At 45.2% G+C, this 20,105-nt stretch carries 19 protein-coding genes; 10 read left to right on the top strand and 9 right to left on the bottom strand.

Annotated features, from left to right (window positions below; genetic code table 11):
• The first annotated feature begins 231 nt into the window (after nt 1-231).
• A complete protein-coding gene (locus EKM89_RS00500) occupies nt 232-792 on the top strand; it encodes a TetR/AcrR family transcriptional regulator (RefSeq protein ID WP_164510459.1) in 561 nt (186 codons plus the stop codon).
• Here EKM89_RS00500 and EKM89_RS00495 read toward each other — a convergent pair.
• Nucleotides 779-1,600 carry an N-acyl homoserine lactonase family protein gene (locus EKM89_RS00495; protein ID WP_125685197.1) on the bottom strand — a complete coding sequence of 274 codons (822 nt, stop codon included), beginning with the start codon at nt 1,598-1,600 and terminating at the stop codon, nt 779-781. The two genes, EKM89_RS00500 and EKM89_RS00495, sit on opposite strands and share 14 nt — an antisense overlap.
• A 401-nt stretch (nt 1,601-2,001) precedes the next feature.
• Nucleotides 2,002-2,484 (bottom strand): GNAT family N-acetyltransferase, encoded by a 483-nt coding sequence (locus EKM89_RS00490; protein WP_125685196.1) that lies wholly within the window; start codon nt 2,482-2,484, stop codon nt 2,002-2,004.
• Between the two features lie 156 nt (nt 2,485-2,640).
• Here EKM89_RS00490 and EKM89_RS00485 point away from each other — a divergent pair, with 156 nt between their 5' ends.
• Nucleotides 2,641-3,528 carry a LysR family transcriptional regulator gene (locus tag EKM89_RS00485; RefSeq protein ID WP_125685195.1) on the top strand — a complete coding sequence of 296 codons (888 nt, stop codon included), beginning with the start codon at nt 2,641-2,643 and terminating at the stop codon, nt 3,526-3,528.
• A gap of 104 nt (nt 3,529-3,632) precedes the next feature.
• Here EKM89_RS00485 and EKM89_RS00480 read toward each other — a convergent pair whose 3' ends face one another.
• The 3 genes from EKM89_RS00480 to EKM89_RS00470 all read right to left on the bottom strand — a co-directional run bounded on the left by EKM89_RS00480 (nt 3,633) and on the right by EKM89_RS00470 (nt 6,960).
• The gene (locus EKM89_RS00480; protein ID WP_125685194.1) at nt 3,633-4,583 is read right to left on the bottom strand and encodes a 3-hydroxyacyl-CoA dehydrogenase family protein; all 951 of its coding nucleotides are present in this window, start codon (nt 4,581-4,583) and stop codon (nt 3,633-3,635) included.
• A 29-nt stretch (nt 4,584-4,612) separates the two neighbouring features.
• Nucleotides 4,613-5,860 (bottom strand): MFS transporter, encoded by a 1,248-nt coding sequence (locus EKM89_RS00475; protein ID WP_125685193.1) that lies wholly within the window; start codon nt 5,858-5,860, stop codon nt 4,613-4,615.
• 218 nt (nt 5,861-6,078) lie between these two features.
• Nucleotides 6,079-6,960 (bottom strand): LysR family transcriptional regulator, encoded by an 882-nt coding sequence (locus tag EKM89_RS00470; protein WP_125685192.1) that lies wholly within the window; start codon nt 6,958-6,960, stop codon nt 6,079-6,081.
• Nucleotides 6,961-7,165: 205 nt separating this feature from the next.
• Here EKM89_RS00470 and EKM89_RS00465 point away from each other — a divergent pair, with 205 nt between their 5' ends.
• Entirely contained in the window at nt 7,166-8,512 is a 1,347-nt protein-coding gene (locus tag EKM89_RS00465; RefSeq protein ID WP_125685191.1) for an acyclic terpene utilization AtuA family protein, read from the top strand.
• Nucleotides 8,513-8,514: 2 nt separating this feature from the next.
• Complete coding sequence (locus EKM89_RS00460) at nt 8,515-8,823, top strand: AtuA-related protein (protein WP_125685190.1); 309 nt, start codon at nt 8,515-8,517, stop codon at nt 8,821-8,823.
• Between the two features lie 70 nt (nt 8,824-8,893).
• On the opposite strand, the gene EKM89_RS00455 is transcribed toward EKM89_RS00460, so the two are convergent.
• From EKM89_RS00455 to EKM89_RS00445, 3 genes are all read right to left on the bottom strand, one after another.
• Nucleotides 8,894-9,697 carry a hypothetical protein gene (locus EKM89_RS00455; protein WP_125685189.1) on the bottom strand — a complete coding sequence of 268 codons (804 nt, stop codon included), beginning with the start codon at nt 9,695-9,697 and terminating at the stop codon, nt 8,894-8,896.
• Between the two features lie 316 nt (nt 9,698-10,013).
• Nucleotides 10,014-11,099, bottom strand: coding sequence for a family 20 glycosylhydrolase (locus EKM89_RS00450; RefSeq protein WP_225421774.1), 1,086 nt, complete (start codon nt 11,097-11,099; stop codon nt 10,014-10,016).
• A 34-nt stretch (nt 11,100-11,133) separates the two neighbouring features.
• A complete protein-coding gene (locus EKM89_RS00445; protein ID WP_125685188.1) occupies nt 11,134-11,529 on the bottom strand; it encodes a type II toxin-antitoxin system HicB family antitoxin in 396 nt (131 codons plus the stop codon).
• Nucleotides 11,530-11,776: 247 nt separating this feature from the next.
• Between EKM89_RS00445 and EKM89_RS00440 the strand changes: the two genes are divergently transcribed.
• From EKM89_RS00440 to brnQ, 4 genes are all read left to right on the top strand, one after another.
• Nucleotides 11,777-12,097 (top strand): nucleotide pyrophosphohydrolase, encoded by a 321-nt coding sequence (locus EKM89_RS00440; protein WP_125685187.1) that lies wholly within the window; start codon nt 11,777-11,779, stop codon nt 12,095-12,097.
• Nucleotides 12,098-12,109: 12 nt separating this feature from the next.
• The gene (locus tag EKM89_RS00435; RefSeq protein WP_125685186.1) at nt 12,110-13,831 is read left to right on the top strand and encodes a DUF2075 domain-containing protein; all 1,722 of its coding nucleotides are present in this window, start codon (nt 12,110-12,112) and stop codon (nt 13,829-13,831) included.
• An 82-nt stretch (nt 13,832-13,913) separates the two neighbouring features.
• Nucleotides 13,914-15,236 (top strand): replication-associated recombination protein A, encoded by a 1,323-nt coding sequence (locus EKM89_RS00430; protein WP_125685258.1) that lies wholly within the window; start codon nt 13,914-13,916, stop codon nt 15,234-15,236.
• Between the two features lie 579 nt (nt 15,237-15,815).
• Nucleotides 15,816-17,204, top strand: coding sequence for a branched-chain amino acid transport system II carrier protein (gene brnQ / locus EKM89_RS00425; RefSeq protein ID WP_125685185.1), 1,389 nt, complete (start codon nt 15,816-15,818; stop codon nt 17,202-17,204).
• Here brnQ and EKM89_RS00420 read toward each other — a convergent pair.
• Nucleotides 17,201-17,752, bottom strand: a complete 552-nt coding sequence (locus tag EKM89_RS00420) for a DUF805 domain-containing protein (protein WP_164510458.1) — start codon at nt 17,750-17,752, stop codon at nt 17,201-17,203. The two genes, brnQ and EKM89_RS00420, sit on opposite strands and share 4 nt — an antisense overlap.
• A gap of 307 nt (nt 17,753-18,059) precedes the next feature.
• On the opposite strand from EKM89_RS00420, the gene arsC reads away from it, so the two are divergent.
• Nucleotides 18,060-18,482: an arsenate reductase (thioredoxin) gene (gene arsC / locus EKM89_RS00415; protein ID WP_125685183.1), complete on the top strand. Its 423-nt coding sequence runs from the start codon at nt 18,060-18,062 to the stop codon at nt 18,480-18,482.
• Nucleotides 18,483-18,800: 318 nt separating this feature from the next.
• Nucleotides 18,801-19,991, top strand: a complete 1,191-nt coding sequence (locus tag EKM89_RS00410) for an ROK family protein (protein ID WP_125685182.1) — start codon at nt 18,801-18,803, stop codon at nt 19,989-19,991.
• The last annotated feature ends 114 nt before the right edge of the window (nt 19,992-20,105 follow it).

Below are 20,105 nucleotides of genomic sequence, written 5' to 3'. Positions count from 1 at the left end.
TATTGCGTTAACGTGCAAGAAGCAGTTAGGGAATCAGAAGGGATTGGACTTGAACGGCTGATTGCTTCATATTGAATTTGTTCTAACATGGTATTAATTGGTAGGATAATCGTCGTGCAGTCTGGACTATATTTACTCAGGCTCAAGGTTCTATAGGGGAGTACGTCGTTTTCTACGAATTAATTTGAGATGGCAGGTAAAAATTCAAGAAATGGTGAGGGAGTAATCATAATGGAAAAAACTGATCGCCGGGTTGTTAAGACCCTACGTTTGATTGATCAAACGTGTTATCGTTTGTTGATTACAAAGACTTTTGAGCGACTATCAGTAGCTGAGATTTGTCAGGAAGCACAAATTGGACGTTCTACTTTCTATCAGTATTATTTGGATAAATTTGATTGGCTAGAAAAGCAAGTTATGATATATACGACCAGATTTCAGAAAATCATGACGCAACGACAAGATGATTTTCTGGAAAAACAATCTTTAACAACATTGGTTACGGCATTATTGCCATATAAAGATGAGTTGCAAGTGTTATTGCGGATTCACGTCAGTACTGCCGATTTAACCCAAAGTTTCCAACAAATATTACGGTCCTCTATACTGGGGTACTTAAATCAAAGGACAGTGACACTACCGGTACCATTAGCCTATCTACAAGAAATATATGCGACTAGTGCTATGACCTATATTTGTTATGAGCTTGAAAATGGGTTGGATGATCAAATCAGCTTTTTTATGAACGAAAGCTTTAATCTGCTACTCACCAACGAATTCAATCCAAAGTAATGGTGTGGGGAGAAACCTGGGGATCGTGATTAGTCAGCGTTTCTAGTATTTGTGGCTCGCGAGATTTTTGCTGAACCCAAGCAACTGATTGTAGGGCCTGTGGACGATTGATGACGATTCCCGGCGTATAAAGGTGATCGATGGCGGTTTGAGCATAGGCGGTGTCGCTAGCTAATAGGACTTCGTGGCCTGACTCACCATGAATCAAAGTGGCAGCTAATCCACGACTATGTCCTGGTGTGTAAACAAACTGAATAGAATTATCGTTGAAGAGATCAAATGATTGGTGAAATGGCCCCAACTCACTGGGTTGATAAGCAAAGGTTTGGAGAGTAACGTCACGCCACATTTTGGGGATGTAGCGGAGGCGGTCATGTTGTGCGGCCTGCCATTCAGGCTTGCTGACCAAGATGTGATGTGCGTCTTTGACAAGTGGGAGACCGCTTGCGTGATCGCTGTGTAAGTGACTCAGGACTAAGTAATCGATGTCACTAGGTGTATAGCCGAGGGTTGTCAGCTGTTCACGAATTGACCAACCCGCCGGTAAATAAGCTTTATTAATTTTTACTTGAAGTCCTAGCTCGCGCCATTGACTGGTTCGAACAGCTTCATTCCAGCCGGTATCGATGAGAACTAGTCCCTTGGGATGTTCAATCAGATAGCTAGAAACTGGGAGTGTTATTTGATTGACATGGGAGCGGAAGAGGCCAGTAAAGGCTAGTGGATTTCGAAAACGATCGTGAAATGGGAGGCCGGCATCTACTTGAACTAGACCGGTGTGAAGGACGTGAATTTTAATTTCTGACATTTTGAAGACTTCCTTTTGTAAGTAATTGTGGCTAGTTTACAAAAGGTAGCCAGAAATATTAAGCACAATTTAATACATTGTGTTAGATATCATTCACTTTGTGTGAAAATGATTGTAATTTTGAGATGAGTGAATTCTAAGGTTCATTGCTTGAGCAAAAGCGATATAGAAAAAGATCAATTCTTCTTTGGATGGACTTGCTATGCTTAAATACGGAAGTTACGTCTGTTAAAAACTGGAAGGGGTTGTCCAGCCCTTACGAAGATTTCCCGTCCCTCATGGCATGTGTTCGGAGCGAAAAGCATTTTAGAGCGACTAAAGTCCAGTAAAACAACCCTAAGCCAAGCTAGAAGACCTGGTTGGCTTAAGGTTGTCCAGCCTATAGAAAGCCAGAGAATGCGCTAAAGATTTTTAATAAAAAATAACGATTCACGATCCGGATAATCGTAGTGAATGGGTACCGCAGATTTAGGAATTTCAATAAAGCCATTCTTCTGATAAAAGTGGTGTGCTCGGTGACAAGCCGCCGGAGTGTCCAGAAGAATATGTTGCAGATGATTTTGAGTCGCTGCGGCAATCAGCGTGGCAAATAGCTGATGCGAAACGCCGTGAGCAGCTCCCCGGTAATCCTGGTGGACGAAGAATTTCTTGAGGACGCCGTAGTGGCTATCTTCTTGAAGGAGACCAATCGTTCCGACAACGTCGTCCGTGTCATTGACGGCAATCCAAAAGCCCCCTTGATTTTCTAGATAGTGGGTCGTGATGTTTGCCATGTCGGGTTGTTCCTCAAGTGATAGGTTGACTTTATTATCAAAATTCTGAAGATAGAGGATGAGGGCAATCACTTGGTTACGGTACTTAGGCGTGTAACTCTTAATTTGCATAGTTTAGCAGCTTCTTTCGTAAGATGAAATTGACAAGCGTGACGTCGCTCTATATACTAAATGAAAATGATTATTCAGTCTAATCGAAACATTAAATATAATAATTCGATGTTTTCGATTGTTCTGGGCTGAGTGAGATGGGAGTGGCGTAACGTCATGGATATTAAAGCATTCAAAACGTTCCGTGTAATTGTTGAAACCGGTAGTTTTCAAGCCGCCGCCGATAAATTAAATTATGCGCAGTCGACCGTGACATTTCAGATGCAGCAGTTGGAACGGGATCTTGCCATACAACTATTTGAAAAGGTTGGTCGTAAAATGGTACTTACACAAGCTGGAAAGAGCATTTTACCAGCAATTGATAGTGTCCTCGGCACCGTGACGGCGATGAAAAATTATGGTAAACCAACCGATGCGCTGAGTGGAGAGTTGCGCATCGCGATTCCGGATACACTGCTGACATATCGCATGCAGCCAATTCTAAAGAGATTTCACAATCAAACGCCGGGTGTTCAGCTTTCCTTACAGATGGCAAACTGTTTTACCATCCCCAAAAAGGTCTCAAGCGGTACGGTTGATTTAGGAATTCATTATGATGTGGGCGGTTACGCCAAAAATTTAGTTGTGCAACGGCTAGGTGAGTTTCCGTTGGTGTTAGTGGCCAGTCCATTACTGGATACTCAGGCGTTGAACTTGCAGACGCCGCATCAACGACTGAGGGTGTCGTTACTCACTGACGACAGAGAAAGTATCTATCAAAAAAAGTTCGCTGCAGCGATTGCTGAACGGGATATTGTTTTTCCACATTTTTTGGAAATTGGTAGCGTGGAAGCTGTTAAGCAAAGTGTGATGAGTAATTTGGGCATCGCCTACCTCCCTAAGTTCGTGGTACAGTCGGAAGTGGATGCTGGCCAATTACAGATTATACCGACAAATTTTGCGAACGAAACGTTAACGGCCGTCTACATCCAACGACAGAATAAGTGGCGGTCACAGATTCTTGATCAGTTTGTTCAAATTCTGGTTGACGCATTCACCGCATAATTATAGAGACGACAGCCGTATAAAAACCGGCTTAATTCCGAGGTTAGGTCTGACGGAATTAAGCCGGTTTTAATGTAGAATCCATTTTAAACAAATGAGAATGGTTAATCGGATTGCTGCTGATCCGTTCTAAGCTGGTTCAGCAAATCTTTGTCCCGTTGGGCGACCATATCGGCACCACGCGTCCCTTGCCAATCATAGAAGCCTTTGCCAGTTTTATAGCCGAGGTCATTGGCGGCGACCTTCTTGGCGAGGGTGGGGTCAGTACCGGTATCGTTTCCGAGGTCGGCGTAGAGGTAGGTGCTGATATTTTTAAAGACGTCGAGTCCGCCAAGGTCAGCACTGGCGATGGGACCAACTAAGTTCCACCGGCGGCCGAGACTGTACTTCACGATGTCGTCAACGGCTTCTGGACTGGCGATACCTTCATCCACAATGTGTAGAGCTTCGCGTAGAACAGCCAGTTGAATGCGATTACCGACGAAACCCAGTGATTCCTTCTTCAAGCCCACGGCATGCTTACCAACGTGATTCATTAATTGAACGGTTAAATTGACGGTAGCAGTCGTGGTAGCCTTACCGGGAACGACTTCGACTAAGGGCATCAACTGTGCTGGATTCCAGAAGTGGGCGACCACGAAACGCTCAGGATGAGTGAGCACCCCTTGAATAGCGGTAGGGCTCAGACCGGATGTATTGGTGGCAAGGATGGTTCCTTCATTGACGACGCTTTCTGCCTGTTGCCAAACTTGTTGTTTGATTTCTAACTTTTCAACAATAGATTCAATGACAAACTGAGCGTCACCTAAGGCAATTTGATAATCAGTCGTGGGATGAATTCGGTCGAGAATCGTCGCGGGGGCCTCATTGAGCATGCCAGCGGCTTTGAATGTTTCTAAGTCGTGTTTGATCGCGGCCATCCCCATAGCTAGCACGTCATCCGAGGTGTCGAGTAGGTTAACGCGATAACCGTGCATGGCGAATTGCAAAGCGGTTGCGTGGCCCATAGTCCCTGATCCAATGTTACCAATTGTCTTGATTTGTTTGAGTTCCATAGCTGATTACCTCCAAAATGAATTTTAAGTTAGACTTCTTTGAGCTTGTTTCTTGCAGTAACTGCTCTATAGGAAAGAATGATGGAAATGACGACGGCACCACCACCCAAGACGTAAAGGGCACCGTTAGTCATTAATGGCAAATTATAGGAGCCAGTAATGTCGAAAATTTTCCCGTCAACGGAGACGGCAATCGCAGTCGCAAAGTTACCAAACATTGAAATGATCGAAAGAATATTGTTGTAATTTTTAGGACCAAATTGTTTTCGGATAAAGTAAGGCAGGGAAACTAGCATAATGCCTTGGCCTAGACCTAGAACGAAGCCAGAGCCAATTAGCATGCCGGGTGCTCTAAAGACCATCAGGCTTAACCAGCCCGTGATACCAAAGATGGCATAGAGGATGATGACCATTTGATTGTTGAAGTGGTCTAAGAACCACCCAATACTTACTTTTCCGGCAGCGGCCCCCAACATAATGCCAGAAACGACGGTAGCGCCAACATTCAACGGTAAGTTGATGCTGACGATGTATGGCGAAACGTGTTGAACTAGGCCAGCAACCCATTGCAGGGCAATCATGGCAAAAGTAATCAGGTAAAACATGGGGGTATGTAAGGCTTGCTTGAATGACAATCCCTGCCAGGAGACATTTTCAGCGTTTTCTGCACTGTTTTCTTCGTAACCAACTGGTTTCGTCGTGCCAGTTGGTTTGTAGCGAACGACAAAGATGGTGAATGGTAAGATTGCAATTAAGGTAATCAAACCTTCAAGAATCCAGCCGGAACGCCAACCTAAGTTAGTAATTGTCGCACTGACGATTGGATTGAAGAGCGTACCCCCTATCGCTGACAGGCCCAGCGCGATTCCCATCACGGTTCCTAAGTATTTTTGGAACCAGTTCCCCAGAAGTACGGGGATGGAAAGCGTTAGCGCAAATGGTTGCATGATGCCAATAATGGTCCAGACAATGTAGAATTGAACGACGCTTTGGGCGAACGCTAAGCTAATAAATCCTAAGCCAATAACGGTAAAGCAGGTCGTTAGTAATAAACGAATGTTGATTTTTTCCATGATCTTTCCGGCGAATAGAAGCGTGATCGCACAGGCGATATTCTGAAATGTGACCATGAGGGATACACCAGCCCGACTAATGTGAAATGAAGCACTAACGGGTTCGAAAAATAAACCGATGGTGTCAACAACCATCCCAAATCCGACTAATGAAATCACACAAGTACTGATAAAAATCCACCAACCATAGTGCATTTTACGCATAATTTGTCATCTCCCAATCATTCACAATAAAAAAGCGGTTACATTCTTGCTGACTGCATAATAACTGGTGAAACCGATGTAAACAACATGTGAAACTGTAATCAAGTTGTAAAGGAAGTATCGTAAAATTACATTTCTAGTGGCGAACCAGGTACAGCGCTATTTATAGAGTAAGTGTATATGATATTTGTTCATAAGTGTTATCGTTAAAAAATATATTAGCCCATTTTAGAAATTGCTGAGTCAAAGTAGTCCCGCACTTTAGCGATTAGAGGATCTTCATTTTTCTTTAGTATGGTTGATAGCAGCTCCCAGCTTAACTGTTCGAGGGGAATGATCTTCAAATCATTCGTTTGATAGCCACGTAAGATGCTTCGAGGAAGCACGGTGACTAGTGGAGAAGTTCGACAGGCGTTTAGCAGAAAACTCTCGGAAGAGGATGTCATTAAGATGTCCGGGGTTTCTTTTTCATAGCTCAGTAAGGAATCGAGCTGATCACGGATGGTGAAGGATTGGTTGAGAAGAACTAATTTGAATTTGAGTAGTTCTGAAATGGTTAGGGAATCAGGAACGTTAACCAGTTTAGGATTGAAAACAGCAGCGCCACAATCAAGAATCAAACTTTTTTGATCTAGAGAATCATACTTGATGGGGGCAACAGGATAGGCTAAGTCGATTTTTTCAAGGAGTAAGTCTTGTTGTAGTTTTTCGCCGCCGACATCTGATACTGTGATGTTGATGTCGGGATGGGTCAACCGAAATTGCGGTAAAATATTTGAAAAGTAAGCAACAAGTACGGCTGGGGCGATACCAACCCTTACCTTTCCGGCCCACGCCGTCTGGTGATGAACGTTGGTCAACATGTTGTCATAGTCGCGGATCACCCGTTTTGCATCGCGGTAAAATTTGCGACCAGCTGCAGTTAAACTGACTAGCTTTTTTCCGTGGCGGACGAAGAGCCGGACGTTTTCCTCATCTTCAAAGGTGAGAATGGATTTACTCATGGTCGATTGAGAGACGTGTATTTTTTCTGCTGCCACGCTAATATTGAAATCAGATGCCACCACTTCAACGAAATAGGTGAGCTGCGTGATGTTCATCAAACCACCTCCATATATCTATATTTCAAATGATATATGAATTATAGTAATAAGTAAAATTTCCTCGTAGCCCATTGGGATAACATTCACAAACGGCCTCGCCAATTTTCAAACGAATTTTCATTTTCCGTAGTCTGAGTGACCTTGATATTGGTTTAATTCAGGTCCTATACTTACGCCAGAAACTGAATAGGAGGTCACAACAATGAAAAAGATTCGTATCGGTTCAGGTGCTGGTTATGCTGATGACAGAATTGAACCTGCTATTGACCTAATTAATCGCGGGAACCTCGATTATATTTGTTTTGAGTGTCTGGCAGAAAGAACGATTGCCATTGCTCAAAATCAAAAGCTAGCTGATCCCAATGCTGGGTATAATGATTTGTTAGAATATCGGTTTAAGAAAATCTTGCCGGCGATTAAGGCACATCCAACTAAAGTGATTACTAACATGGGTGCGGCTAATCCTGTGGCGGCGACCAAAAAAATCGTAGAAATGGCTGCAGCGTATGGTATCCATCATTTGAAGATTGCGACCGTATCAGGCGATGATATTACTGATCAGACGAGTAATTACGGTGCAAATAAGATGATGGAGGATCATCAACCACTCTCATCGCTCAATCGGAAGGTCATTTCCGCTAATGCTTATTTAGGTGCTAGAGCGATTGTTGAAGCCTTGAACCAAGGCGCAGATATTGTGGTTACGGGACGGGTAGCTGACCCATCACTCTTTATGGCGCCACTGATTCATGAATTTGGCTGGGACTTTGCGGATTACGATAAGTTAGGTAAGGGAACACTACTGGGACACTTGCTGGAATGTGCCGGTCAGGTGTCTGGAGGTTATTTTGCCGATCCAGGCTATAAGGATGTCGAAAACCTTTGGAACTTAGGTTTCCCATTTGCTGACGTTACGGACGAGGGCGACATCACGTTACATAAACTCCCTGATACCGGGGGACTACTGAGTACGGATACAGTTAAGGAACAATTGATTTACGAGATCCAAGATCCAACTAAGTACTACACGCCAGACGTTATTGCTGACTTTTCAAACGTGCAGGTTGAACCGGCAAAGGATGGTGATGGTATTCACGTGATGGGCGCCACTGGGAGAGCTAAGACGGGCGATTTAAAGGTCAGTGTTGGCTATGAAGATGGCTATATCACTGAAGGTGGGATTAACTATGGTGGTCACAATGCCTTTAACAAGGCTAAACTGGCTACTGAGATCGTCCGTAAGCGACTGCAGCTCTTAAAGGTTCCGGTGGATGCATTTAAAGAGGATTATATTGGCGCCGATAGCCTCTATCATGGCGTATTACCGGTACCAGAACATGTCAGTGAAATTCGTGCCCGGATTGCGGCTAGAACGAGTAGTTTGGCGGCCGCTAAAGAAGTTGTTCGTGAAGTGAAATCACTGTATACCAATGGTCCCTCGGCCGGTGGTGGCGTACGGACGATTACGCAAAAGATCGTTGCGATTGCTTCTATCACGGTTCCAGAGAATGATATTCGGACGCACGTTGACTATGAGGAGGTTAAGTGATCATGAAATTATATGATATTGCGCACTCGCGGACTGGTGACAAGGGGAATACGTCAACTATCTCACTCATTCCTTATAAGGAAGCGGACTTTGCCTTAATTAAAAAGTATGTAACCGATGAAGCGGTGGCGAAGTGGTTTGCGCCATTGGGACCAATCAAGGTTACCCGTTACGAATTCTTTAAGGTACCCGCACTGAACTTTGTGATTGAAAATGCACTGGGTGGTGGGGTGACCCATTCCTTAAATATTGATCGACACGGGAAATCTTATAGTAGTGCGCTACTTGAGATGGCGATTCCGGATAAGTAAAGTTATGTAAAATAAAAGACGCCTTTTACGGGCGTCTTTTGTTTTACATGGTTTAAACGGCTGCATTTATTTAATAATCATAGATCATGCCCGAGAAGTAAGGCTTGCTATTAATGGTGTAGTTATCCCAACTACTACCATAGCTTTCCCCAAACGATTTGTTGCCCTTGGTCTTGAGGTCGGTAATCTTAATCTGGTATTTATGGGCGCTAAGCTTTTTACCAGGAATGCCTTTAATGGGGGTGCTGTATTGTACCGTGGTGGTGTTCCCCTTAACCGTGGTTTTTGTCATCTTGGCTGAGGCGGTCGGCTTAAAATTATCTATTTGATGACCGCCATCGATGACCATGGTGCCGCCCGCATCGTACTTGACCATGGCCGATTTGCTATAGTATTGCAGGTAATTATCTAAGGTTAAGTAGAAGGCTGATCCATTACCAAAGTTACCGTGACTGTCCATCTTAAAGCCAGAGCCAGCGCGTAAGACACTTCCCCGAATCGGCGCCTGTAAAGTCACCTTTTTGAAATTGGCCTTGGTTAAGGGAATCGTTGAGTTATCAGTGAACTTTAGCTGTTTGAGACGATTGTAGTGAACGGCCCCTGACGTAAAGGAAGCCATAATGGGACCGTTGCTCGACTTCTGGGTGATGCCGGCAACGCGTAGCAGTGAGCCCTTTTTCTTTAAGAGCGGTTTGTAAGTGTTGCCGTGTTTTTGATAGATACCAACGTACATGTCCTTTTTGGTACGAACATAGTGATATTGGCCCATACTCAAATAAGAACCTGATGCGTTGGCAGTCATTGGCAGTGCGGTTACCCCAAGGGTGGTGATTGCCAGTAGACCCAGGATGCTTTTAATGTGAAATTTTAGCAATTTTGTTGCCTCCCCGAATAGATGTGCGACTTGTAAGTATTATAACGCAAAGGGAGGAATGGGTGGGAACGATATGCGGAATTAGCGGGGCAATTGCGGATGAAGTTACTTTCGAGATTAGTTAAATAGATATTCAGTAGTAAAGCGTAAATAATGGGTTGGGACTGGCGAGTTGCTGAGTAAAGTCTGCAGGCAGTTATGCCTTATGGTAGTGAATAAATGAATTCGGATGAATACGAAGACGTCATTGCGGGGGCACTTTTTGGGCCTGCTAAAGAGTGGGAATTGGTTTTGAATGTGGTGAAGTAGCCAAAAATTAGTTATAAATTTCAATTTGACGAATAAAGGCTGTGATCTGCTGAATCGAGATGTTTGCCGAGTCGTGGCCCCACAGGCTAATTAAGGTACCATCTGTCGTCACGCTAGATTCTAAAGTTCGATTTTGATTTTGACCCAGTGCATCGATTTCATTGAATAGATTAGACTGATATTGATTGCGCAGATAGTCAATAAAGTATTGGTTATCATTGGTGTTATCCAGATACTTTAGTTGATAGTAAGTGGCATAGCTGTTTGCGTTAACAATTTTACGGTTGGCGGCGACTAAATTGGAGATGGAAACTCGCTGTACACGTCGGGTTGCTAATTCTTTAGTTTCCGAATGATTGCCGGATTGCGACCAGTAATTGATGACAACGTTACTATCAAGTTTGGGCAATTCGTGTTTGTACAGGGAATCATTCCAAATGGCTGTAGTAAAGCCACGTTTGTTTTGAGCACGGTTGATTTGATTGATGAAGCGAGTAAGTGCCTTATGTGCAGCGGCACTGCCAGGGACCTCATCAGCACCCAAAATAAAATCATGTGAAGGTTGATGTTGGAAAATAGTGTCTAGTTCATGGTAAATTTTGTTAACTACAGCCACGGATTGCTTTTTGGTGTAGTCAAGGGTTTGTTTGTCGAGTTTCACGGTACGGTAGGTTTGGGGATGCTTACGTTTTAACTGTCGTAGGATGGCTCCGGCGTGTGAAGGAACGTCAACGTCCGGTACCAACTGAATATTTTTAGTGTTGGCAAAGGTGACTAGGCGGCGCAAGCTTCGTTTGGAGAGAACCGTGGTTGAGGCTGAATTACCCAGATAGGTTGACTGAAAGCTCAGATGCTCATTGTCGCTAAGGTGCAAGACAACGTCATTGAACTTTTGGTCAGCCGCTGCCTGGATAACTTGTTGGAGGTCGCTCTCGGATAAGGGATGTCGACCGAGGTCAATGAGGAGGCCCTGGTGGTGATTTAGTTGTGAGGACTGAACAGCAGCATTTACCGTTAATGGTACTTGTAAGAATAGGATGCAACTGAGGCATAAAATGAGACGGATTAGCAATGAGCGCTTCTTTTTTGACAAGGTGGATTCCTCCAAAAGTGACAAGTTGCTGATTTTAGTGAACGTTGAGTTTAGTTTTTAATGCTGCTGTTAAAACAGATGAGAGGTCAATATGTTCAGTAATAGCCTGATCGTCCAGGTACTTGGGAATGGTCACGGTTATCTGGACCTGCTGATTGGCTACAAGATGATGGGAGGCCTTAGAATTAGCGGTAATTAGAACAACTAACTGATTGTCATTGTGAGGAATTAAAAACGGGTCAGTTGGCAGTGGCAACGTGTCCTGAATGTCATTTACAGATGATAGGTAATCGGTTAGTGAATTCTGGGCCAAACTAAGGGCGTCAGCGATATCTTGACCAGAGACGTAGACGCGTGGTAAATCAGGAAAAGTGACATTGATTTGACCGGTTAACTCACGAGTGAAGAGAGCTGGATAAAGATATTTCATCAGCAATAACCTCCTAGTTTTTCAAACGGAAATACTATCTTCATACTACGTGAATTATCGTCATAATCATAGGACTAATCGGGTGCGATGACAGGATAATCCGCTTGGTCTAATAGTTATTTAATTGATTAAACAAACGGTAATGTGTCCAGCATCTGAAAGTCCTTGAGGACGAACTTTGTCGGCCAATCAATTGGACTAAATGGTATAATTTAAAGCAATTAGGACGAAATGGAGGAGTGAGACGATGGCTGATTTAGATTATTCGCAAGTGATGCAGGAACTACGAGATTTTCGGGACCAACGGGGATGGGGAAAATACCATACGCTGCCAGCGTTAGCCCGAGCATTGTCAGTTGAAGTTGCAGAAGTTAATGAAATTTTTCTGTGGCAAGATAACCGGAAGAACCTCTCAGCTAAGCAAACGACCAATCTTAAATTGGAAATGGCTGATGCTTTGACGTACCTTTATTACATGTGTGACCAGCTCGGTGTAACACCAAATGAATTGGTTCAGCAGAAACACGAAATCAATGTGCATCGTCATTGGCAGTTTGATCAGGACTAGGGGGCCTTTGAGATGGCAAAATCACCTAAGCCAGTCATTGAAGAGGTCGGTTTTAGTCACCAAGGACTGGCTGATATAAAGGAAAGGGTTAAGGGCGAGCATGTTGAACTTCTTTTAGAGTATCCAACGGTTTATATTGTTTACGACCAAGAAAAACCACGTGCGTATCAGGTGTATGTTGGTGAAACCAATGATATTGAACAACGAACCCGCCAGCACTTGGATGATGATGTGCATGACCGCCAAGACTGGCAGTATCTGGCGAATAGCGCGGATTCTCAGCTTCTAGTAATTGGTCATCCTCACTTCAATAAGTCATTAACGCTGGATATTGAAAACAGCATGATGCTCTATATGTCCGGAGTGGAAAGTGTTAAGAAGCTAAATAACCGGCGTGAAAATCAGCAGAATAAGTACTACACCGTCGATGAAAAGGATGCGATTTTCTCTGCTATTTGGCGTAAACTACACCAGTTTGACCCCAATTTATTCCCAATCGAATCAGTTGTCCGCGACTCCGCGCTGTTCAAGGCCTCACCCTTTCATGAGCTGACGCGCGAGCAGGACAATGCGCGCGACCTAATTCTTCGGCGTATCAAAGCCGTTTTCCGAGCACAAGAAAAGCAACAACTAATCTTAGTTGAAGGGGAAGCCGGTTCCGGGAAAACGGTCTTGTTAAGCACCCTGTTCTATCAACTTTGGCAGCTGGGAGAAGACTTAAACTATACCGATTTTAAGACAGCGAATATCTACTTACTGGTCAACCACGATGAACAGGTCAAGGTGTATCAGAACATTGCGGAAAAGCTGGGAATGAAGGTCGCTAATGTCAGTAAGCCCACAACCTTTATCAATCACCACGACCCAAGGGAACCGGTCGATGTCGTGCTGGTTGATGAAGCCCACTTGCTGTGGACACAAGGGAAACAATCCTACCGCGGACAAAATCAGTTACAGGACATCATGGCACGGGCGAAGCTGACTGTAGCGGTATTTGATGCTAAGCAGATGTTGAAAACGGAAGGTTATTTAACGGCCAGTGAGATTCAGAAACTGGAGAATAAAGCGGCGCAACGGGGTAATCTAATTAAGTTCAAACAACAGTTGCGCATGAATGCTAGTGAAGCGACGACTACCTGGCTACATAGCTTGATTGACCGGCGAGTAGTGGATAAGATTCCTCTGGACGATCAGTATGATCTACGGATTTTTGATGATCCCCAGACGATGTATCAGGCCATTGTTGCGCGAGCACAGGATGAATCGCATGGTTTATCCCGAGTTTTGGCAACGTTTGATTGGCCCTTTAAGCTTAAAGATGACCACCTAGATAAGGTCACAGTAGGTGATTTTTCATTGCCATGGAATCTTCAATTGCCTCTAGCCACTGATCAACGGGGACAGGCGAAGCATTTAGCTTGGGCTGAGCAACATCAAACTTTAGGCGAAGTTGGGTCAACGTACACGATTCAAGGATTTGATCTGAATTACAGCGGGGTTATTATCGGTCCCTCGGTCAAATATCGTGAGGGTAAAATTATTTTTGACCCAACGGCCAGTGAGAACACCAATGCGACACGTAATCGGACCATGCCGGACGGAACGAAACAACACGTTGACGATGAACTCTTACCAAATGAGTTGAATGTTTTGTTGACACGAGGCGTGAATGGACTCTATATTTACGCAGTTGACAATGAATTACGGTCCGCGTTACAACACGCAAGTCGCTAGAAAAGTGGTCAATGCAGATTACCAGCATTGGCCTTTTCTGTCTGGCAAGCTTATCATTAAAGGTAAAAGGACGGTGATCCTCGTGGAGCAGGAATCGTTATTTGCGAACCAACAGAATACGCCGCTAGCCAGTCGGGTGCGGCCACGGACGTTAGCGGAATTCGTCGGACAGACACACCTGTTGGGTCCCGGCAAGATTCTCCGTGAGTTGATTGAAAATGACCAAGTCTCGTCGATGATTTTCTGGGGGCCACCCGGTGTGGGGAAGACGACATTGGCCGAAATCATTGCTCGGCAAACGCAGGCCAAGTTTCTGCGGTTCAGTGCGGTCGACAGTAGTATCAGTCAAATTAAGAAGATTATGAAACAGGCGGGTAACGACTTAGCGGTCGGTGAGAAGACCATCGTGTTCGTCGATGAAATCCACCGCTTCAATAAGGCACAACAGGATGCTTTCCTGCCGTACGTCGAACGGGGAAGTATCGTTTTGATTGGGGCGACTACTGAGAACCCTTCGTTTGAAATCAATTCGGCGCTACTCTCGCGGTGTAAAGTATTCGTGTTAAAATCGTTGGAGACGACCGACATTGAACAACTTCTGACCAATGCGCTAGCCAGTTCGGAGGGGTTTAAAGGCAACGTTAAAATTGGTGATGACGAGCTACGAGCCATCGCAGAATTTGCCAATGGGGATGCCCGCACCGCCTTGAACACGCTGGAGATGGCTGTGCTCAATGGCGACAAGCAGGGTGATCAAGTGACGGTCGATATGAACGACCTGAAGCAGTTGATTACGAAGAAATTTGTGCTCTATGATAAATCCGGTGAGGAGCATTACAACATCATTTCTGCGCTCCATAAATCAATGCGGAACAGTGACCCGGACGCTGCCATCTATTGGTTGTCACGAATGTTAGAGGGTGGTGAAGACCCGTTGTACATTGCGCGGCGGCTCGTGCGGTTTGCTAGCGAAGATATTGGCTTAGCCGATACCAACGCCCTCAACGTTGCCGTGAATGTCTTTCAGGCCTGCCAGTTTTTGGGGATGCCGGAGTGTGACGTTCATTTAACGGAAGCCGTAACCTATTTAGCTTTGGCACCGAAGTCCAATGCCATTTATAAGGCCCGTTTAGCGGCGAAGAAGGACGTCCAGAAAACGCGTGACGAGCCGGTGCCACTGCAGATTCGTAACGCACCGACTAAACTGATGAAAGACCTGGATTATGGTAAGGACTATCAATACGCGCACGATACCAAGGATAAGTTGACGACCATGCAGACGTTGCCGGATTCACTCGTAGGTCATGAGTATTATCAGCCTACCAATCAGGGGCGCGAGGACTTGTTTAAGAAGCGCTTAGATTATGTGAAGAAGTGGCGAAAAGAGCATGAGACGAAAGACTGATCCAAAATCAGTACAGTTTTGGATTATGTACCGTAAAGCTGAACTGTTTATTGAAAAATAGCCGATTTTTTGATTAGTAGACAATCTTGATGGCCTATTAATCGAAAAAACGACTATTTTTAAATTAGTGGTGGCTTCAGACCCGCTATTTATTAAAAAAGCGGCTATAATTCTAATAACAAGTCAACTAAGTCATCGATCCACATCAAATATGGCATTTACCGATAATGAGAAAACAATTAAATTATCCATTGATTTTTCACAGAGCGACGCCTATAATCATGACAATACTTTTAAAACGTTGAGGAAAAAAGTAGCATACGTCGCGATGCGTAGTGAGTCACGGTAAGTGGAAAGTGGCCGTCTAGCGTGTGTGAAAATCATTTCCGAGTTCGGTACCGATATGTAGGTTATCGTGGTGGCCACCATTATCTGGCTAGCGGATGTTAGTCCGTGATGAGTGTGGCGTGTTACGTCACAAAAAGGTGGTACCGTTCTACTTGTAGAGCCCTTTTCCCGTATGGGAAGGGGCTCTTTTTGACGTTCTGGGTAAAAATAAAAAGTTGTGGAGGAATCAAAATGGATAAAACTGTAGCCGGCAAATCGCACCAAAATTTGGGACAATTACTCGTGGTGAGCTCATTAATTTTTGGCATGTTTTTTGGTTCTGGCAACCTGATTTTCCCCGTTCATTTAGGACAATTGGCTGGGAGTCACTGGTTCACGGCCGCCTTAGGCTTTGCTATCTCTGGTTCACTGTTTCCCTTACTCGCGATTCTCGCCGTTGTTATCACCAAGAGCGATGGGCTATTTGACCTGGCCAAGCCGGTGGGCCGACGTTATGCGGCACTCTTCTTGATCTTAGTTCATTTGACGATTGGCCCGTTCTTTGGGACGCCGCGGACCGCCGCTACGGCTTACGAAATGGCCGTGCAGCCATTCTTACCACAGCGTTTTTCGACCGTAGGTATGTTGCTCTTTACTGGATTGTTCTTCGGTGCAGCGTACCTGCTGGCGACGCACCAAAACAACTTGATCAAGATCGTGGGTAAGTACCTTAACGCGTTCTTCCTGGCCATGTTGGTAGTTATCTTCGTGGTGGCATTTTTCAATCCCATGGGGAGTCTGAATCATGTGGCAACCACGGCCTACCAAACCAATGCGACCATCAGTGGTTTCCTTGAGGGGTACAACACCGTCGATGCTGTTGCATTACTCGCATTGAGTGTGACCTTTGTTCACGCTGTACGGGGACTGGGCTACCATGACCGCGAATTGACAAGATTAACGGCAAGGGCCGGGACGCTGAGCATTGTCTTGGAAATCCTGATCTACTTTGGACTGGTGTTGCTTGGTGCCTTTAGCCGCAGTCAGATGAAGCTGTCAGATAACGGCGCGGTCGCCCTGTCAGCCATTGTCGGTCACTACTTTAGTAATTTCGGCACGCTCTTCTTGGGTGTCTTGGTTACGCTGGGGGTCTTTACCACGGCATTGGGATTAGTCACCTCGTTTGCCCAAGACTTCCACAAACTCTTTCCCAAAATCAGCTACCTAGCTTGGCTACGGACGACGACGTTTATTTCTTTTCTAGTCGCTAACGCTGGTTTAGACACGATCATTGCTTGGTCCTTACCCGTGCTGATGCTGCTTTATCCGCTTTCCTTAGCGCTGATTTTATCCGCTCTGACTGTTGCCAAACGGCCATACGCCGGCATTGTCTATAAAATGACGATTGCCTTTACCGGGATTCCAGCGGTTTTGGACATGTTAAATAGCGCACCACAAGTCGTCACGCAATTGGCACCGGTTCACGCGGCACTGGCGTTATACCATCAGGTGATTCCCTTTGCCAGTCTTGGTCTTGGCTGGTTAGTGCCAACACTTGTGGGCTTTACCCTGGGATTGGTGCTCGGAAAACTCCGGATGGCTAGTGAACAAACGACAGTGGCGGATAATGATCGCTCTTAAGGAATATAGGGGTTATGTCGCTGTTTGGAGGGCTCGCACAAAATTACCGCAAGCAAGATTCCGCCAAATGGGATGAGCAGATTGAGTAGCCAGGTTTTACCGCTACGACCCGAATCATGAAGGCGACGAATTTCAGCAGTAATAAGCCCCAAAATCAAAGTTAGGATTAACAGAACAGGTGGGACTAAAACTGCCCAGGTCGCGATAGAATAGCTTGATAGTTGGGTCCAGTCGGGAAGATGTCCCAGGGTGAAGAGCCCAAAAATACCGATAAAGAGACCGATTAGGCTGACACCCCCCACACTCCACCAGTAGTCTGCGCGGCCAAGACGCTTAGAAGTGTTCGTCAGGTTTTTAAAAAAGAGGCCGGTTGATGAGATGAGATTCGGCTGGATGGTTTCGTTGTAAGGGTGATCGAGCGGTTCTAAAGGCATCGTCACGGTTGAGCGGGATTCAAAGCTCTGAGCGGCGCTGCAATATTGACAAAAGTTGGCGCCCAATGGAATCGGTTTACCGCATTTGATACAGGTTGATCGATAGTTTTCCATATAATTCACTCCCCGGATAGTTCCAGTGACGGCCATTAAAAATGGTTGTTAAGCTAGTAGTCCCATGATATCCTTACTGAAGGAAAATCGCGAGACTTATTTAGCTGTTGTGGTAAATCCGCTATTGTGTGGTTAATATTTGATTATCAGTTATGAATTTAGCATTAGTCCAATTCTTTTCGACGAATTGGGCATTAACAGCGGCATTCTGTAATGAATATCGTTATAATAGGTGAAAGTCAGCAGCACCCAATATTTACCCTGAAATTTAGCGTTTCACGGTCACTTTACTTTGGAGGTTAGACAAATGACGCAACTTTATTTTCTATGTACCGGTAACTCATGTCGCAGTCAGATGGCAGAAGGGTTTGCCCGCGATTTGGCACCGAAGGATTGGACAATTGCTAGTGCTGGTGTTGAACGGCACGGTTTGAATCCGCTGGCTGTTCAAGTTATGGACGAGGTCGGTATCGACATTTCACAACAAGAATCAAAGCTGATCGATGGTGATTACCTCAATGCAAGTGATATTGTGATCACGCTATGTGGCGATGCCCGTGATAAATGTCCGGTCACACCACCGGCCGTCACCCGGATTCATTGGCCACTGACCGATCCCGCACAGGCGACTGGGACGCCTGAACAAATTATGACGACCTTTCGTCAGTCGCGTGATGAAATCAAGAGTCGCGTCACCACGTTGATTACGGATATTCAATCCTTGGTCTAGGGTTAGATCGTTCCTAAATTGACGTTAATCAGGAGCCACTCTGCGTTACTTGCGGGGTGGTTTCTTTTAATCATTAACTAAGTCGTCCGGTTAAATAAATGGTTAATTGAAATAATTATCGAAAAACAGTTGTATTTTCACAAAACGTGAGTAATACTTAGGTTAGTTGGTTCACTAAACCATGAAGTTAGTTTTGGTACCGGTTACAAAGCTTGATTAAGTCAAAGAATTATTGAACTGAGGTTAGTTGGGGATTTTAGTGTTTCCTGAATCGATCAAATCGGCAGTAAAATTAGCAACCTATTAAGGAGGGATTGGATGGTTCGTCAAAGTATGAATCGGAATCAGTTACACGATCAGAACCTGAAGTTTGTGCTGCAGCAGATTTTTAACAACCATCCCACCTCGCGAATTGAAATTTCTCACCAGCTTCACCTGAATAAGTCCACGGTCTCATCGCTCTACAATACGCTGATGGCCGCCGGTTACTTGACAGAATTAGGCCTGGGGGAGGCTTCGACAGCGGGTGGGCGCAAACCGACGTTGGTTGAAATCAACCGTAACTACGGCTACACCTTAACGTTTGATTTGGGGTATCGGCATCTACATGCGCTGGTGACACTATTGAACGGTCACGTGTGGAAGTACGACCGCATCGAAACAAAGGGCCGATCGATCCATGACATGATTGATCGTATCAAGCAATATATCGCGCAAATTCAGGCAGAAGATAAGACGAGTAATGGCCTATTAGGAATTTGTTTTTCCATTCACGGGATCGTTTTGCATAATAAGGTCCAGACCTCACCGTTCATCGACATGGACGGGGTCGACCTCGAAAACCTCTTCACGTCGACTTATGATGTTCCGGTCGTTTTGGAAAATGAAGCGAATTTGTCTGCCATTTACGAACGGGATTTTAACGGTGCTCGGCAGCTCAACAGTACTGTCACCATTAGTATTCACCGTGGAATCGGTGCCGGGGTCATTCTCCACCGGGATCTGTTCCGGGGTGAACACGGGGACGCCGGTGAAATTGGCCGGACCATTGCCAGTATCGAAATTGATGGTAATGGCAAATCCCATGCGATTCACGCCGAAGACATCAGTTCCGAGGACGCCGTGATTCGACAGGTCGAACAAGCCAAGGGTGTTGATTCGTTGGACCGCGAGGATATCGTTCGGTTAGCACAGGCTAAGGATCCGGAGACCGTTAAGGCGTTACAGACCTTCAGTACGGCGATTGCTGGGTTGATCTACAACACCATGCGGACGCTTGACCCTGACGCGTTCTTCATTAACTCACCTTTAGTAGAAGAACTACCGGATCTTTTGACTGATATTCGACGGGTCTACCACCAATTGGCAGATGCTGAGTTAGGCATTGAGTTGACCACTAACGCACGCTTAGCAACGGTCTTAGGTGGCTGTTCCCTGATCAGCCATCAAGTGTTGGGCCTTGAAGGCTACGAGTTGAACTTTGACCGACCACTCGACACAGAAAAATAAACGAAATGATGCAGCCCGGGAGATCTTTCCTGGGCTTTTTTGATGGGCCACTACCAGAGGTCATTAATATAGTAGAAACAGTGCAGGAAAGAACCGGCTTTTTGTCGATTTGAC

This window comes from Levilactobacillus fujinensis (assembly GCF_003946335.1).
GTDB classification, from domain to species: domain Bacteria; phylum Bacillota; class Bacilli; order Lactobacillales; family Lactobacillaceae; genus Levilactobacillus; species Levilactobacillus fujinensis.
This window is presented reverse-complemented; position numbering and strand designations above follow the sequence as displayed.

Excerpts from the sequence above, each read along its gene's own strand:
- EKM89_RS00500 (WP_164510459.1), top strand. The coding sequence starts at position 232 with ATGGAAAAAACTGATCGCCGGGTTGTTAAGACCCTACGTTTGATTGAT.
- EKM89_RS00495 (WP_125685197.1), bottom strand. The coding sequence starts at position 1,600 with ATGTCAGAAATTAAAATTCACGTCCTTCACACCGGTCTAGTTCAAGTA.
- EKM89_RS00490 (WP_125685196.1), bottom strand. The coding sequence starts at position 2,484 with ATGCAAATTAAGAGTTACACGCCTAAGTACCGTAACCAAGTGATTGCC.
- EKM89_RS00485 (WP_125685195.1), top strand. The coding sequence starts at position 2,641 with ATGGATATTAAAGCATTCAAAACGTTCCGTGTAATTGTTGAAACCGGT.
- EKM89_RS00480 (WP_125685194.1), bottom strand. The coding sequence starts at position 4,583 with ATGGAACTCAAACAAATCAAGACAATTGGTAACATTGGATCAGGGACT.
- EKM89_RS00475 (WP_125685193.1), bottom strand. The coding sequence starts at position 5,860 with ATGCGTAAAATGCACTATGGTTGGTGGATTTTTATCAGTACTTGTGTG.
- EKM89_RS00470 (WP_125685192.1), bottom strand. The coding sequence starts at position 6,960 with ATGAACATCACGCAGCTCACCTATTTCGTTGAAGTGGTGGCATCTGAT.
- EKM89_RS00465 (WP_125685191.1), top strand. The coding sequence starts at position 7,166 with ATGAAAAAGATTCGTATCGGTTCAGGTGCTGGTTATGCTGATGACAGA.
- EKM89_RS00460 (WP_125685190.1), top strand. The coding sequence starts at position 8,515 with ATGAAATTATATGATATTGCGCACTCGCGGACTGGTGACAAGGGGAAT.
- EKM89_RS00445 (WP_125685188.1), bottom strand. The coding sequence starts at position 11,529 with ATGAAATATCTTTATCCAGCTCTCTTCACTCGTGAGTTAACCGGTCAA.
- EKM89_RS00440 (WP_125685187.1), top strand. The coding sequence starts at position 11,777 with ATGGCTGATTTAGATTATTCGCAAGTGATGCAGGAACTACGAGATTTT.
- EKM89_RS00435 (WP_125685186.1), top strand. The coding sequence starts at position 12,110 with ATGGCAAAATCACCTAAGCCAGTCATTGAAGAGGTCGGTTTTAGTCAC.
- brnQ (WP_125685185.1), top strand. The coding sequence starts at position 15,816 with ATGGATAAAACTGTAGCCGGCAAATCGCACCAAAATTTGGGACAATTA.
- EKM89_RS00420 (WP_164510458.1), bottom strand. The coding sequence starts at position 17,752 with ATGGAAAACTATCGATCAACCTGTATCAAATGCGGTAAACCGATTCCA.
- arsC (WP_125685183.1), top strand. The coding sequence starts at position 18,060 with ATGACGCAACTTTATTTTCTATGTACCGGTAACTCATGTCGCAGTCAG.
- EKM89_RS00410 (WP_125685182.1), top strand. The coding sequence starts at position 18,801 with ATGGTTCGTCAAAGTATGAATCGGAATCAGTTACACGATCAGAACCTG.